This window comes from Stenotrophomonas oahuensis (genome assembly GCF_031834595.1).
In the GTDB taxonomy this organism is placed as follows: Bacteria; Pseudomonadota; Gammaproteobacteria; order Xanthomonadales; family Xanthomonadaceae; genus Stenotrophomonas; species Stenotrophomonas oahuensis.
Genome location: NZ_CP115541.1, coordinates 3,381,830 through 3,395,970, shown reverse-complemented (window position 1 = coordinate 3,395,970; position 14,141 = coordinate 3,381,830). Strand labels below are relative to the sequence as shown.

The following is a 14,141-nucleotide window of genomic DNA, read 5'->3' as shown; positions in this document are numbered from 1 at the left end:
CTCCGTAGAGCCGGGCTTGCCCGGCTGGCTTTTCGCGAGACCCCAACAGCAGCCGGGCAAGCCCGCTCTACAAAAAAATGCCGCCCTGATGGGCGGCATTTTCGCAATAAAACGCGTGAGCGTTTTATTGCTGCAACGGAATCACACGAATCTCAACACGACGATTCTTGGCACGACCGGCATCGGTGCTGTTATCTGCAATCGGATACGCCTTGCCAGCACCCAGCGTTTCAATACGTACCGGCTGCACACCCTGCGCAGTCAGATACGCAGCCACCGAATCAGCACGTTCCTTGGACAGCTTGTTGTTGACCGCATCGCTGCCGATGCTGTCGGTGTGGCCGACCACTTCAATCATGGTCTGGTTGTACTCGTTCAAGGTGCTGGCCACACCATTGAGCGCGCCGTAGAACTGCGGCTTCAGCGCCGACTTGCCGAAGTCGAAGGTGATGCCGTCCGGCAGATTCAGCACGATGTTGTCGCCCTGGCGCTGCACGTCGATACCGGTGTTGGCGGTGCGCTCACGCAGCGCGCGCTCCTGGCGGTTCTGATAGGCACCGACGCCGGCACCGGCCAGTGCGCCAATACCTGCGCCGACCATGGCGTGCTGGCGGCGCTCGGTGGCGCTGTCGCCGGTGAGCAGGCCGGCGGCCACGCCGATGGCAGTGCCGATCAGCGCGTTACGGCCGGTGCGGCTCTGCTGTTCGGTCGGGTTGCCGTACTGGTCACTCTGCACGTAGGAGCCGCCCGTGGCGCAGGCCGTCAGGGCAGCGGCGGTCATCAGGGCCAGGGCCACATTGCGGGGTGCGGAAAGCTTCATGGGTTTCTCCTTGGTGCCGCTGCGCGGCGTGCGAACGGCCTGAAGGATAAACACGCGCGCGCGATGCCGGGATGATGAATCGGGCACGAGGGGGTGTTTTGTTCAGGTTGCTGTCTGGCGGCCCGAACCCCTGCTTTACTCGCCGCCTGTACGCCGGTAGGCCGTCAGCGCAGCGTCCCGGCCGGCCGCCAGGTCGACGATGGGCAGTGCCGGATAGGAGGGCGCGTGCTGGGCCAGCAGGTCCGGGGTCTGCCAGGGCGCGAAGCGTGCCTTCACCGGCAGCGTCGCCAGCTCCGGCACCCAACGGGTGATGTAACGGGCGTTGGGATCGAACTTCTGCGCCTGGGTCACCGGGTTGAAGATGCGGAAATACGGCGCGGCGTCGGCCCCGGTGCCGGCGACCCACTGCCAGCCCATGGTGTTGTTGGCCAGGTCGGCGTCGACCAGGGTGTCCCAGAACCAGCGTGCGCCGTGCAGCCAGTGCTGGCGCATGTGCTTGCACAGGAAGCTGGCGACCAGCATGCGCACGCGGTTATGCATGTAGCCGGTAGCCCACAGTTCGCGCAGGCCGGCGTCGACGATGGGAATGCCGGTGCGGCCCTGCTGCCAGGCCGCCAGCTGGGAGGGATTGTCCCGAGCCCACTGGAAGCTGTCGAAGCGCGGGTTGAGGTTGTGCTCCGGGGTTTTCGGGAAGTGATGCAGCAGGTGGTAGGAGAACTCACGCCAGCCCAGTTCGCGGATGTAGCCATCGATGTCGGCATCGCGGCCGGCACTGCGCTCAGCCTCGAGCCGGCGCACGATCTGCCAAGGCGAGATTTCGCCGAAATGCAGATGCGGGGACAGCAGCGAGGTGCCGACGCGGTCGGGCAGGTCGCGTTGCTGGCGGTAGCCGTTGAGGGCACCGTCGATGAACACGGTGAGCGCTTCCTGCGCGCCAGCCTCGCCGGGTTGCCAGTGTTCCCAGAACTGCTGGTCCCAGTTGAGTGTGGGAGTCAGCTTCAGCTCTGCCAGCGACACGCTGCGGGCGTCGTGGGCGGGAAGTGTGTCCGGCAGCTTCAGCGGCGCGGGGATATGCAGCCGGGTCAGCGCATTGCGCCAGTACGGGGTGAATACCTTGTACGGCCCGCCCTGCTGGGTGGCCAGGTCCCACGGTTCGAACATCAGGCTGCCGTTGCAGCTTTGCGCGTCGATGCCCTGCTCGCGCAGCTCACGCTTGATGGTGGCATCGCGCGGCTGGGTAGCCGGTTCGTACTTGCGGTTCCAGTACACCGCTTCCGCGCCGGTTTCGTCGATGAGAGCCTGCAGTTCGGCCTGGCTGTCGCCCTGGCGCAGGACCAGCGACGAGCCGCGGGCCTGCAGGTCGGCATCGAGCGCGGCCAACGAGCGATGCAGCCAGGTGTTGGAGGCTTCGCCCGGTGCCCAGCTGCCCTCTTCATGCGGGGCATGGATGTAGACCGGAACGGGCGTATGCCCGGCCTCAAGGGCGGCGTGCAAAGCGGGATTGTCCTGCAGGCGCAGATCACGACGGAACCAGACCAGGGCTGACGACACGGGCGAAGACCACAGCGGAAAGAGTGCTGATGATACGGGGCGGTGGTGTGAGGCGTGCGTGGGTGTCGCGTTCCGATCAACGGTCATGCCTTCCCGGGCGTTGCACCGCTATCGGCGGTCGACTGTCGTGCGACCCTACCGGTGCCCGATGGGGATGCTGCGATCGATCTGCTTTGGTAGCGTCGGTCGACAGACGACGGCCGACAGCGCCCATCGGCGCGGTGACGCATGAAGCTGGCCGAAGGTACTGCTTCGATCCATGTCATGCCTTCCCGGACGTTGCACCGTTATCGGCGGTCGACTGGCGTGCGGCCCTACCGGTCCCGATTCCCGATTCCCGATTCCCGATCAACGATCAACGCGGCGACGCCTCAAACCGCTTCATGGATTCGGTGATCAGCCCCTTGGCCTCGGCCGCATTGCCCCAGCCGTTGAGCTGCACCGGGTTGCGGCCTTCCGGCAGGTCCTTGTAGACGCGGAAGAAAGCTTCGATGCGCTGGCGCTCGATCTCCGGCAGATCGTTCAGATCGCGGATGTTGGCGTAAGTGGGGTCCACCTTGTCGGTCGGCACGCCGATGACCTTTTCATCGTGCTCGCCCTTGTCGATCATCTTCAGATAGCCGATCGGGCGGAAGCTGATGATCACGCCGGGATGCAGCGGCTCGCGGGTGAGCACCAGCGCGTCCAGCGGGTCGTTGTCGCCGGCCAGGGTGCGCGGCATCGAGCCGTAGTTGGCGGGGTATGTCATCGGCATGGACTGGAAGCGGTCGACGTGGACCAGGCCGTCTTCCTTGATTTCGTACTTGGTGAAGCTGCCGGCGGGGATTTCGACGGCGAGATTGGCGGATTCCGGCGCGTTCTTTGGTTGTGCGGCGAGGAACGGGTGCAGGACCGTGGGGGCGGCGAAGCTTGCTCCGGTGAGGAGAAGCAGGGTGGTGGCGATGGCGGCCAGGGGGAGGAGGCGGTTGGGCATGGTTGGCTCCGAAAGGCAGCCGGGCAAGCCCGGCTCTACGTCATGAGGCCGGACGCGGACCGGCGGCGGATGTAGTGCCGGGCCATGCCCGGCAAACGTAATGCCGGATTGACCCGGCGCGTGTCACTCCCAGCAACGGTCGGCGCGGCCCTTGAGGGTCTGGCTGCGCGCGCAGTCGCGGGGGGCGATGCGGCCTTCGGTGAGTTCGGTCTTGCGCTTGCTGCCATCGGCCTGGCGGTCCAGGGTGAAACCGTCGTACAGCCGGCCGGTGACGGTACGTGCTTCGTACCGCAGGCGCTGTGGATCAATCGTGAGCACCTGATACAGCTGGGTGTCCTCGCCCACCGGAGCCATGGTCGCCCTCGCCTCGTCAGACAGCCGGTACTGCTTCGGCCCGGCCACGGTGACCACGTACTGCGGGGTGGCCTGCTGGCCTTCGCCACGACGACCATAGGTGTGGTCATGCCCCTGCAGCACCAGATCCACCTTGTGCTTCAGCACCACCGGCAGGATGTGCTCACGAAGCGCGGTGTTCTCACGCCCTTCGCGCGGTGAGTAGAACGGCTGGTGCAGCAGCACGATGGTCCAGCGCTGGGTATTGCTGGTCAGCACCTTGTCCAGCCACGCTGCTTGCGCCCGGGCGGTGCCCAGGTCCAACGCCGAGGTGCCGTCGAGCACCACGAAGCGCGCGCCCTGGTAGTCGAACCAGTAGGTGCTGGTGTCGGCGGCAGTGGTGCCGTTGCGCGGCAGCGCGAAGGTCACCGGCCAGTGCCTGCCCAACACACGACGCTCCTGCGGGGTGTCCTCGAACTCCTCGAAATACTCGTGGTTGCCGATCGCCGGTGCCACCGCAGTCTCCTGCGGCAACCAGCCGGCAGCGGCAAACCACTCGCCCCACTCGCTGTCGTCCTGGCCATCACCACCACTGACCAGGTCGCCGGCGAACAGAGTCAGACGCGCATCCGGTGCCGCTTTGAGTCCAGCACGCAGCACGCGCGAGACGTGGCTGAGGTTCTTGTTCTGGGTGTCACCGAAGTACAGCACGGTCAGCGGCTGCTCGGCGCTGCCAGCCGTACGCAGCTGATTCCAGGCACTCCAGGTGTCCTTGCCCTGCACGCGCCAGAGGTACAGCGTGTCCGGGGCCAGACCGGTGACGTCGACCCGGTGGTGATGCGAACCACCGTTCTCGGTCTGCAGTGCCGCCGTGGTGGCGGTCACCCGGGTGACATTGCCGACATCGGGCGAGTCACCCGCCACCACCCATTCCAGCACCGGGGCGCTGACCGTGACATCCGTACGCCACGCCACACCAAAGCCGTGCGCAGCGTCCTGCGCTGGCGAAGCGACGATGCGGTCCGGGAAGCCGGTGGCGGCGTAATGGCGGTTGCCTGCCGGCACCTGGGTGTTGGGTTCCACTTGAGTAGCGGTCTTCGCACACACGGCACCACTGCACACCACCAGCGCCAGGGTCAGCGCCTTCAGACAATCACGCATGCCCGTCACTTCGCACACTCCAACGGCAGAGACAGTTGCTTGGCCACACTGGCCCAATCGAACGCGACCACGCCCTGGTCGTCATGCACGGCATACAGCGCGCCGTGCGGGAAGCGCGGCGAGGCGCTCTGGTCCATCCAGATGCCATCGGTGTTTGCCACCGTGTTGCCTTGGAATGCACCGACATGCTTGAGCGTGTGGCGATCGAACAGGTGGAACACGCTGCGCTGCTTGCCCTGCTCGGTGGTGATCCACCAGCCATCCTTGCCGCAGGTGCGCAGCATCACGCCTTCGGCCTGGGCCTTGAACGCATCACGGCCGAAGGTAGTTCCGGTGAATTTCCCTTCCAGCGTGTAGACCTTGAACTCACTGGCGTAGGTTTCGTCTTCTTCGGCGATCAGCAGGCGGTCGTTGGCCGGGTCGCCCCAGATCGACTCGACCACGCGCAGTGCACCGGTTTCGCCGGTGTCACCGATGCTCGACACCAGGGTGGCCTGTGCCTTGCCATCAGCGACCTTCATCGCATAACGGCGCACGCGCTTGTCCAGCTCGGCCAGCGGCGGCAGGATGTCGTTGCCCTGCGCGTCCTCACCGGCATCGTAGGAATCGGTGATGTACACGTCGTAGCCCTCGGCCTGCTTGTTGACCCACAGGCCATAGGGCTTGCGCAGGTCGTCAGCGGCGAAGATGCCCAGCGGGGTGAAGTCCGGCAGCTGCAGCACCTGTACGCGATGGTTGTCGCGTTCCACGATCAGCACCAGGTCATCGACCACGGCGATGCCATTGGGGCGGTCAAACTGACCCGGCGCGGTGCCCAGGCTGCCGACGTCACGCAGGTGCGCGCCGGTCTGCCCGTCGTAGACCACAAGCTTGTCGGTGGCCTTGGCGGTGGCGATCAGCCACACCTGCCCTTCCGGCGTGGTCCAGCTGGCCGGCGAGTCGATGTTGTCGGCCGGGGTCATCGGGGTCTGGAAGGCCTCGGCCACGGTGGCGATGCTGCGACCGGTGGTGGCCGCAGCGGCGTCAGCGGCAGGTGCCGGCGCGGCGGCAGGCTTGCAGCCCGCCAGCAACGCAACCGTCAACAGGCTCAGCACGGGCAGCGCGCGCATCACAGCTGCACCTTCAGGCCGAGCGCATAGGTGCGGCCATACTCTTCGTTCTGCAGCGTGCGCGAGCGCACGCCCTGGTACAGCTCCAACGGCTTGTCCAGCAGGTTCTGCGCTTCGAAGTACACGCTCACGTTGGAGGCGATCTTGTAGTCCAGGCTGAAGTCGAGCTGGGTGTTAGGTGCCACGTAGATGTCAAACGCGCGGCTGTCGCCGAGGGTGTCGAGGTATTCGCTGCGGTACACGGCAGCAAGACGGGTGCTGAAACCGGCCTTTTCATAGCCGACATGCGCGCTGTACACGTGCTTGGAGGCACGCGGCAGGGTGAAGTCGTCGCCTTCGCGATCCTCCAGGCCAGGGTTGAAGTCGGTGTCCAGCCAGGTGCCGCTGGCCCCGACCAGCAGGCCATCCCAGCCAGCCGGCAGGAAGCTCAGTTGCTGCTGCCAGTTGAACTCGGCACCGAACACCTTGGCCTTGTCGCCATTGATCACGCGGGTGACCTCGAAGTCCGGATACGCCGGATCGTCGTTGCTGACCGTGTTGACGATATACCCGTCGATCGACTTGTGGAACAGGCCCAGGGAGACGATGCCGGTGCTGCCGATGTAGCGTTCCATCGACAGGTCGAGGTTCTTCGATTCGTACGGATCGAGATCCGGGTTGCCCAGGCGGACTTCCTCGTCACCGCGGTTGTAGCCGATGCGCGGAGCGGCGTCGCCGAACGACGGGCGCGACACGGTCTTGTTGGAGGCCGCGCGCAGCACCCAGTCACTGCCGGCGTCGTAGCGCAGGTGCAGGCCCGGCAGCACGTTGGTGTAGCTCTTGTCGGCGCTGATCGGGGTGACCGTGTAGCTGCGGCCGTTGCTGGCCACGTCGATGCTGTTGCCGGTGGACTTGACCTGGGTGTTCTCGACGCGCACGCCGCCGATCACGCGCAGCGAGCCGATGTCCCAGGTGCCCATGGCATAGCTGGCGAAGATGTCTTCGCTGGCGGTGTAGTCTTCTTCCAGCGAGGTCATTGCATTGGCACCGACGTCCTGCGGACGGGCGCTGTACTGGCTGCCGAACTGCGACCAGTAACGGCGCATCGCGTCCGAGCTCATGCCCTGCCCCAGGCTGCCACCGCGATGATCCGGGGTGGAGGTGGTCCAGTCGGACAGCGCGATATCCGGGCCGACGCGCAGCTCGTTCTCGTCGATGTTGACATCACGGTCGCGCCAGCGGCCGAGCAGGCCGAACTTGTAGCTCGAATGGTCACCATCAAAGCGCACATTGATCTGCGCACTGCGTTCTTCGTCGTCCACGCGCTTGGGCGAGAGCACCACGCGGTCGAAGTCGTAGTTGCCGTTGTCCATCCAGCTGGCATCGGTCAGCGTGTAGCGCGGAATGCCGGAGTTCTGGTCAACCGTGGCACCCAGGTCGTCACCGTTGTACGCGAAGCGCGCTTCCATTTCGTCGTTGACGCGTTCTTCGGTGCGGGTGTAGCCGACCTTGTAGTCGACCACGGCATTGGTCAGGCGGTTTTCACCGCCCAGGCTGGCAGCGAAGGTGTTTTCCTTCTTGGTGCGGTAACGCATGCGCTTCTGGATGGCATCGGCCGGCAGCTCGTCCACGCGGTACTGGTTGCCGCCCAGTGCGGTGACCTCACCGTCGCCGAAGTTGAAGATGGTGCGCTGGCGGGTTTCAGCGTCATCAAACTGGCTGTACAGCGTGCGCAGGTAGTAGCTGTTGCCCTCGCTGGGACGCCAGTCGAAGTTGAGATTGGCCCCGACGCGCTTGCGTTCAATCTCGTACTTGCGGTGCTGCAGGCTGATTGGGAACAGCTCGCCTTCCGCAGCACCGTCAACCTCGTCGTACTCCACCTCGGTGTTGTCCGACTCGAACTTGCGGTTCTGGTAGTTCACGCCCAGCGCCACGCCGAAGGTGTCGGCGAACACTTCGCTGTAGTTGAACGCGGCCTTCGGGCTGGTGTGGCCGGACAGCTGCTGGTGGCTGCCTTCGACCTTGCCGCGCAGGCTGCGACCGTCACGGTCGAATGCCGAGGCGGACTCCACCAGGATCGCACCGCCAATGGCGTCACCCGGCATGTCCGGGGTCGGCGACTTGACCACGCGCAGGCGCTCGGTGGAATCGGACGGGATCACGTCCAGCGGTGCGGCGCGGCTGGAATCTTCCGGGGTACCGATGGCAATGCCGTCGACACTGACGCTGTTGAGGTTGGCATCCAGGCCACGCACGACCACGAAGCGGCCTTCGCCCTGGTCACGGGTAACGCTGACGCCGGGCAGGCGCTGCAGCGACTCGGCCACGTTCTTGTCCGGGTACACGCCCAGCGAGTCGGACGACACCGCGTCTTCAATCGCGTCGCTGCTACGCTTGAGGTCCACCGCGCGGGTCTGCGACTCCAGCTGCGGACGCACCTCGATGCGGTCCAGGTCGGTGGCATTGCCGCTGGCGGCAACGTCGCCGGCAGCCAGCGCAGGGGGGGTGGACATGACCAGCAACGACAGGCTGATGGCCAGCCCCAACGGCGATTTGTTCTGCACGGGAAGTCCCAACGGTGTAAAGATTGGGTCAGCACGGTATGTCCGCCAGGTTTCATGAACGTGACATTCAGTCGCAAGGTTTGGAGGATTGCGACGCCGGTTCGCTAAAATGGCCCCTTCCCCGCCCTTGGTTGCCCCTGTCATGAAAATCGTTGAAGTCCGCCACCCGCTGGTGCAGCACAAGATCGGCCTGATGCGCGACGCGTCCCTGAGCACCAAGGACTTCCGCGAACTGGCCAACGAACTGGGTGAACTGCTGGCCTACGAGGCCACCGCCGACCTCGAGACCGAGGCCCACACGATGGCGGGCTGGGCCGGCCCGGTAACCGTGCAGCGCATTGCCGGGGCCAAGATCACCCTGGTGCCGATCCTGCGCGCCGGTCTGGGCATGCTGGGCGGCGTGCTGTCGCTGATCCCCGCCGCCCGCGTCAGCGTGGTCGGCCTGCAGCGCGACGAAGAGACCCTGCAGCCGGTGCCCTACTTCGAGCGCCTGACCGGCCGCCTGGAAGAGCGCGACGCGCTGATTCTGGACCCCATGCTGGCCACCGGCGGCACCCTGATCGCCACCATCGACATGCTCAAGCGCGCCGGTGCACGCCGGATCAAGGGTATTTTCCTGGTCGCCGCACCGGAGGGCATTGCCGCCGTGCAGGCCGCGCACCCGGATGTGGAGATCTATACCGCGGCCATTGATGCGCAGTTGAACGACAAGGGTTACATCCTGCCCGGCCTGGGCGATGCGGGTGATCGCATTTTCGGGACGCGCGTGGCGGGGTAACCGCGATGTGAGAGAGCCGTAGAGCCACGCCCTGCGTGGCTGCGGAATGTGCCTGCACCGGTCACGCCAACGCGCGCGCCTTCAACTCGCCCAGCTCGTGCGCGGTACCAAACCGCCCCTTGTCATCACGCACCACCTGCGCCAGCGCCACCTGCGGGTCGTGGGTAAAGAACAGGTGCACGTTGCGCGCCAGTTTGTCTTCCAGGAAGCTGCGCTTCTCGTCAATCAGCAACTCCGCATTGCGGTCGTAGCCCATCGTGATCGGTACATGCACCCATGACCGGCCCGGAATCAGATCGGCACAGAACACCACCCCACCCCGCGGCTGACCATCTACCTGCTCCGGCCCGACAATCTCGGCCAGCATCAGGCCCGGCGTGTGCCCGTCGCTGAAACTGAAACGCACACTCTGCCCCAGCGCCTTCGAGTAAGGCCCCTCGACAATCTCCAGCCGCCCGCTGTCACGCAGCAGCTGCGGCAGCTCCGGAATGAAACTCGCGCGATCACGCGGATGCGGCTGCAGCGCACGCGCCCAGTGCTCAGCACCGACCAGGAAGGTCGCATTCGGGAACAGCAGTTCCGGCTCACGCCCTTCACTCCACGGAGCCAGCAGACCGCCCGCATGGTCGAAGTGCAGATGGCTGAGCACCACCACGTCGATGTCTTCGTGCTCGAAGCCCGCTTCGCGCAGCGATTCGATCAGCACATGCCGCGATTCCTGCACGCCGTAACGGTCGCGCAGCTTTGGTTCGAAAAACGCGCCGATGCCGGTTTCGAACAACACCGTCTTGCCCGCCAGCGGACTGGCCAGCAGCGCGCGGCAGGCCAGTTCGATCCGGTTGAGATCGTCCGGTGCAGCCCATTTCTCCCACACCGCGCGCGGCGCATTGCCGAACATCGCGCCGCCATCGAGCTTTTGTGAGTTACCGCGGATCGACCATAGTTTCATGGGTAAATTATCCGGCGGCGCGCGTTAATAATTCGATAGGCGTGACGGGATGGAGCGTCCACGAAGCGGGACGCCCATCCCACCCAATCAGGGGGAGTTCGAGACCGCGCCGGAACCCACCGGGTTGCGCGGGTCGCTGCCTACGCTGAGCTGGTTGCTGGCGCGGTTCCATTCCACCGTCTGCAGGTTGCCCCAGACGTGGCTGGAACCGCGGCCTCCCGCCGCGCTGTTGCCCGGCAGGTCGATCTTGTGGCCCATTGCCTGCAGCTGCTTGATCGTCGCCTCGTCGAACGTATTGCTCTCCGCCTCGATCACATCCGGCAGCCACTGGTGATGGAAGCGCGGCAACGCCGCCACCTGCTGTGCGTCCAGGCCATCGTCGTAGCCCAGCACCCCCAGCAGCACCATGGTGATGATCCGGCTGCCGCCCGGCGTGCCCAGCACCACCACCTTGTCCGACGACTCCATGAAGGTCGGCGTCATCGAGCTCAGCATGCGCTTGCCCGGCTTCGGTGCATTCGCCTCGTAACCCATCACCCCGAACGCGTTCGGCGTGCCCGGCTTCAGCGCGAAGTCGTCCATCTCATTATTCAGCAGCACGCCCGTTCCCGACGGAATCAGGCCCGAGCCGTACAGCAGGTTCACCGTCTGGGTCGCGCCCACGCGGTTGCCCTGCCCGTCAATGATCGAGAAGTGCGTGGTTTCGTCGTCTTCCAGCGGCGTCGGGTTGCCCGACAGCAGGTCGCTCGGGGTCGCCTTCTCCGGATGGATGGTCGCGCGCAGGCCCTGCGCGTAATCCTTGCTGGTCAGCACCTTCTGCGGAATCTGCACGAAGTCCGGATCGCCCAGGAAGAAGGTGCGGTCACGGAACGCACGGCGCATCGCTTCCACCACCAGATGCGTACGGTGCGCCGCATCCATCTGCTTGATGTCCCAGCCTTCCAGAATCTGCAGCATCGACGCCAGCGCGATGCCACCGGACGACGGCGGCGACGCCGTGGTGATCTTCCAGTCGCGGTAGTTGAACACGATCGGTTCGCGCTGCTTCACGCGGTAGCCGGCCAGCTCTTCCGCCGTCCAGCGCCCGCCCGCCTGCTTTACCCCGGCCAGCAGCAGCTTGCCGGTCTGACCCTTATAGAAGCCGTCAAAACCACCGGCCGCGAGGCGCTCCAGCGTCTGCGCAAGCTCCGGCTGCTTGAACACGTCGCCTTCGGCAATCGGCTTGCCGTTGCGCAGGTACACCTCGCGCGTTCCGGGGTAACGCTCCATTACCTCGCGGCGTGACGCATAGCCCTTGGCCATGCGCGCATAGACCGGGAAGCCGTCACGCGCGATCCGGATCGCCGGGGCCAGCGAGGTCTGCAGCGGCAGTTTGCCGTGCTTGGCCGACAGTTCCACCAGCGCCGCCGGCAGACCGGGAATCCCCGCCGACCACGCACCGTTGACCGAGCGGTCTCGGTCCAGGTTGCCGTTCTTGTCCAGGAAGGCTGCAGGCGTTGCCGCCGCCGGCGCGGTCTCGCGCGCGTCCAGCATCACGTCCTTGCCGGTGCTCGCGTCGTGCAGCAGGAAGAAGCCACCGCCGCCCAAGCCGGAGCTGATCGGCTCCACCACCGCCAGGGTCGAAGACACCGCCACCGCTGCATCGAACGCATTGCCGCCCTTGGCCAGGATCTCCATGCCCGCTTCCGTGGCCAGGTGGTGACCACTGGCGATGGCAGCACCGTCAGGGTGCTTCGCCAGCGTGGTGGCGGCCGGCTGTGCCGCCCAGGCAAACGGGGTCCACAGCAGGACCAGCAACAACCAGCGACGCGACGGGGTTTTCATTCGGACGGAGACTCCACATAGAGTTCGGGATGATCACGCTGCAGCCCAAACAGCTTGGCCAGCAATTGTTCCTGGGTTTCCGGAATGTCCGGATCGGGATCGATGCATTCCACCGGGCAGACGACCACGCACTGCGGTTCGTCGAAGTGCCCCACGCATTCCGTGCAGCGTGCAGGGTCGATCACGTAGATGGTTTCACCCATCGAAATGGCCTGGTTGGGACAGGCCGGCTCGCATACGTCACAGTTGACGCAGAGCTCGTTGATTTTCAGCGACATGGCGTTACTCCACGCCAGTGCCGGCAGAGGAAAGCCGGCCAACGCCGTGGCGCTGGCCGGTCATCGGCGGCTCCCGCAGGGAAACCGCCCGGGCCACGCCCGAAAGCGTGGCCGCCAGGGCACGGCTTACTTGGCTTCGACGAAAATGTACTCGGCACCGGTCGGCTGCACGATCGACTGCACGCGGGCGTTGTCAGCGGCCTGGCCGATGAACACCACGCGGACACCCTTCATCGAGTCCGCGCCGACGTCCTTGAACACGGCCTGGATCATGTCGGCCATCTTCGAGGAAGCCGACGAACCGAAGGCCAGCATGTTGCCCGGCTGCACGCCACGGGCGACAGCGGCGGTGGCGCTTTCCACCTGACGGTCGTACTTGGCCTGGAACTCCGGATCCGATTCCGGCGAGAGGTAGTACAGGAACGGGCTGTTGGAAATGTTGCCCATGTTCTGGATGGCCACGGCCTGCAGGTACTTCTTCCAGCCTGCATCGTCGTCCTTGGCCGGGGCGACCAGCGCCTGCTGGGCTTCGGCGACCGGTGCGGCTTCTTCCTTCTTGCAGGCGGTGAAGGCCAGCGCGAACGACGCGATCAGCATGGCACGCATGGTGTTGTTCATGGGTTTCCTCCCTCTGGTAATGCTTGGAATGTGAATGACAGGGTGTGACAGATGTTACGACGCGCCCGCTTTCGCCTCGCGCACCTTGCGCAGTGCCTCCAGCACCGACGCCGGCACGAAGCCGGACACGTCGCCGCCCAGACGGGCGATCTCGCGGACCAGCGACGACGAAATGAAGCTGTGCTGCTCGGCCGGGGTGAGAAACAGGGTCTCCACCTCCGGAATCAGATGGCGGTTCATGCTGGCCATCTGGAATTCGTATTCAAAGTCGGACACTGCGCGTAAGCCGCGCAGCAGGATGCCGCCCTGCACCGAACGTACGAAATGTGCCAGCAGCGTATCGAAGCCGCGCACTTCCACGTTCTTGTGGTGGGCCAGCGCATCGCGGGCCAGCGACACCCGCAGCTCCAGCGGCAGCGTCGGCCCCTTCGACGGGCTCTGCGCCACCCCCACCACCACCTTCTCGAACAACGGCGCGGCCCGGTTCACCAGGTCGATGTGACCATTGGTGATCGGATCGAAAGTGCCCGGGTACACGGCAATGCGGCGGTTGGCCACGGTCATACGGCAGCTACGCTGTTGTGATCTGGTGAAAGTGTAGCAGCGGCGCGCCTGTACAGGGCAAAACGGACCTCCCGGGTCCCGCCCTCGCGGTGCAGCAGCCACGGGGCCGGCACCGTGGGCACGTTGTCGCCCGGCGACTCGAGGTACAGCCACGCGTCGGCCGCCAGATGCGGCCCCAGCCCCGCCAGCACGCCCTCCCACAGCCCTGCGGCGAACGGCGGGTCCACGAACACGATGTCCGCCTGCCCCGTCGCCGGCTGCGCCAGCCACTGCAGCGCGTCGGCCTGGGCCACCTGGACCTGGTCCTGCGCGCCCAGCTTCGCCACCGATTCCCGCAGCTGGCGGCACAGCGCGCCGTCACGCTCGACCAAAGTCGCCTGCGCGGCCCCACGGGACATCGCCTCCAGCCCCAGGGCACCACTGCCGGCGAACAGGTCCAGCACCCGCGCCCCGCCCAGCTTGGGCATCAGCCAGTTGAACAGGGTCTCGCGAACCCGGTCGCTGCTCGGGCGCAGGCCCGGGGACATCGGGACGGGCAATTTAGTGTTGCGCCATTTGCCGCCGATGATGCGGACCTGGCCCATCGGGGTGGGGGCGGAGGAGCGTGGTTTCATGGCGGGGAGGATACCGTGCCGCGCCC

13 protein-coding genes are annotated in these 14,141 nt (G+C 65.7%); 1 reads left to right on the top strand and 12 read right to left on the bottom strand.

The genetic code is table 11. The features are described 5' to 3' along the window. Positions 1-124: 124 nt before the first annotated feature. From PDM29_RS15195 to PDM29_RS15170, 6 genes are all read right to left on the bottom strand, one after another. Positions 125-820 (bottom strand): YiaD family glycine zipper/OmpA-like lipoprotein, encoded by a 696-nt coding sequence (locus PDM29_RS15195; RefSeq protein WP_311190911.1) that lies wholly within the window; start codon positions 818-820, stop codon positions 125-127. Between the two features lie 135 nt (positions 821-955). Continuing rightward, entirely contained in the window at positions 956-2,371 is a 1,416-nt protein-coding gene (locus PDM29_RS15190; RefSeq protein ID WP_311190910.1) for a cryptochrome/photolyase family protein, read from the bottom strand. A gap of 355 nt (positions 2,372-2,726) precedes the next feature. Further along, positions 2,727-3,344, bottom strand: coding sequence for an inorganic diphosphatase (locus PDM29_RS15185; RefSeq protein WP_311190909.1), 618 nt, complete (start codon positions 3,342-3,344; stop codon positions 2,727-2,729). A 123-nt stretch (positions 3,345-3,467) separates the two neighbouring features. After that, on the bottom strand, positions 3,468-4,838 hold the full coding sequence (locus PDM29_RS15180; RefSeq protein ID WP_311190908.1) for a purple acid phosphatase family protein: 1,371 nt from the start codon (positions 4,836-4,838) through the stop codon (positions 3,468-3,470). A gap of 5 nt (positions 4,839-4,843) precedes the next feature. Continuing rightward, on the bottom strand, positions 4,844-5,947 hold the full coding sequence (locus PDM29_RS15175) for an NHL repeat-containing protein (protein ID WP_311190907.1): 1,104 nt from the start codon (positions 5,945-5,947) through the stop codon (positions 4,844-4,846). Further along, positions 5,947-8,490 (bottom strand): TonB-dependent receptor, encoded by a 2,544-nt coding sequence (locus PDM29_RS15170; RefSeq protein ID WP_311190906.1) that lies wholly within the window; start codon positions 8,488-8,490, stop codon positions 5,947-5,949. The genes PDM29_RS15175 and PDM29_RS15170 overlap by 1 nt, the downstream gene beginning before the upstream one ends. A 142-nt stretch (positions 8,491-8,632) precedes the next feature. Between PDM29_RS15170 and upp the strand changes: the two genes are divergently transcribed. Then, positions 8,633-9,268, top strand: coding sequence for a uracil phosphoribosyltransferase (gene upp / locus PDM29_RS15165; protein WP_282297237.1), 636 nt, complete (start codon positions 8,633-8,635; stop codon positions 9,266-9,268). Positions 9,269-9,329: 61 nt separating this feature from the next. On the opposite strand, the gene PDM29_RS15160 is transcribed toward upp, so the two are convergent. The 6 genes from PDM29_RS15160 to rsmD all read right to left on the bottom strand — a co-directional run bounded on the left by PDM29_RS15160 (position 9,330) and on the right by rsmD (position 14,115). Beyond that, on the bottom strand, positions 9,330-10,217 hold the full coding sequence (locus PDM29_RS15160) for an MBL fold metallo-hydrolase (RefSeq protein WP_311190905.1): 888 nt from the start codon (positions 10,215-10,217) through the stop codon (positions 9,330-9,332). A gap of 87 nt (positions 10,218-10,304) precedes the next feature. Next, positions 10,305-12,041 (bottom strand): gamma-glutamyltransferase, encoded by a 1,737-nt coding sequence (ggt, locus tag PDM29_RS15155; RefSeq protein ID WP_311190904.1) that lies wholly within the window; start codon positions 12,039-12,041, stop codon positions 10,305-10,307. Further along, positions 12,038-12,319 carry a YfhL family 4Fe-4S dicluster ferredoxin gene (locus tag PDM29_RS15150; protein WP_282297235.1) on the bottom strand — a complete coding sequence of 94 codons (282 nt, stop codon included), beginning with the start codon at positions 12,317-12,319 and terminating at the stop codon, positions 12,038-12,040. Before PDM29_RS15150 ends, ggt begins: the two co-directional genes overlap by 4 nt. Before the next feature lie 126 nt (positions 12,320-12,445). Continuing rightward, complete coding sequence (locus tag PDM29_RS15145; RefSeq protein ID WP_311190903.1) at positions 12,446-12,937, bottom strand: hypothetical protein; 492 nt, start codon at positions 12,935-12,937, stop codon at positions 12,446-12,448. Between the two features lie 54 nt (positions 12,938-12,991). Then, positions 12,992-13,501, bottom strand: coding sequence for a pantetheine-phosphate adenylyltransferase (coaD, locus tag PDM29_RS15140; RefSeq protein ID WP_125360136.1), 510 nt, complete (start codon positions 13,499-13,501; stop codon positions 12,992-12,994). Further along, on the bottom strand, positions 13,498-14,115 hold the full coding sequence (rsmD, locus tag PDM29_RS15135; RefSeq protein ID WP_311190902.1) for a 16S rRNA (guanine(966)-N(2))-methyltransferase RsmD: 618 nt from the start codon (positions 14,113-14,115) through the stop codon (positions 13,498-13,500). The genes coaD and rsmD overlap by 4 nt, the downstream gene beginning before the upstream one ends. Between the last annotated feature and the right edge of the window lie 26 nt (positions 14,116-14,141).

What these genes read in the sequence shown, in the direction of transcription:
- PDM29_RS15195 (WP_311190911.1), bottom strand. Translation starts at nt 820, where the DNA reads ATGAAGCTTTCCGCACCCCGCAATGTGGCCCTGGCCCTGATGACCGCC.
- PDM29_RS15185 (WP_311190909.1), bottom strand. Translation starts at nt 3,344, where the DNA reads ATGCCCAACCGCCTCCTCCCCCTGGCCGCCATCGCCACCACCCTGCTT.
- PDM29_RS15180 (WP_311190908.1), bottom strand. Translation starts at nt 4,838, where the DNA reads ATGCGTGATTGTCTGAAGGCGCTGACCCTGGCGCTGGTGGTGTGCAGT.
- PDM29_RS15175 (WP_311190907.1), bottom strand. Translation starts at nt 5,947, where the DNA reads ATGCGCGCGCTGCCCGTGCTGAGCCTGTTGACGGTTGCGTTGCTGGCG.
- upp (WP_282297237.1), top strand. Translation starts at nt 8,633, where the DNA reads ATGAAAATCGTTGAAGTCCGCCACCCGCTGGTGCAGCACAAGATCGGC.
- PDM29_RS15160 (WP_311190905.1), bottom strand. Translation starts at nt 10,217, where the DNA reads ATGAAACTATGGTCGATCCGCGGTAACTCACAAAAGCTCGATGGCGGC.
- ggt (WP_311190904.1), bottom strand. Translation starts at nt 12,041, where the DNA reads ATGAAAACCCCGTCGCGTCGCTGGTTGTTGCTGGTCCTGCTGTGGACC.
- PDM29_RS15150 (WP_282297235.1), bottom strand. Translation starts at nt 12,319, where the DNA reads ATGTCGCTGAAAATCAACGAGCTCTGCGTCAACTGTGACGTATGCGAG.
- PDM29_RS15145 (WP_311190903.1), bottom strand. Translation starts at nt 12,937, where the DNA reads ATGAACAACACCATGCGTGCCATGCTGATCGCGTCGTTCGCGCTGGCC.
- coaD (WP_125360136.1), bottom strand. Translation starts at nt 13,501, where the DNA reads ATGACCGTGGCCAACCGCCGCATTGCCGTGTACCCGGGCACTTTCGAT.
- rsmD (WP_311190902.1), bottom strand. Translation starts at nt 14,115, where the DNA reads ATGAAACCACGCTCCTCCGCCCCCACCCCGATGGGCCAGGTCCGCATC.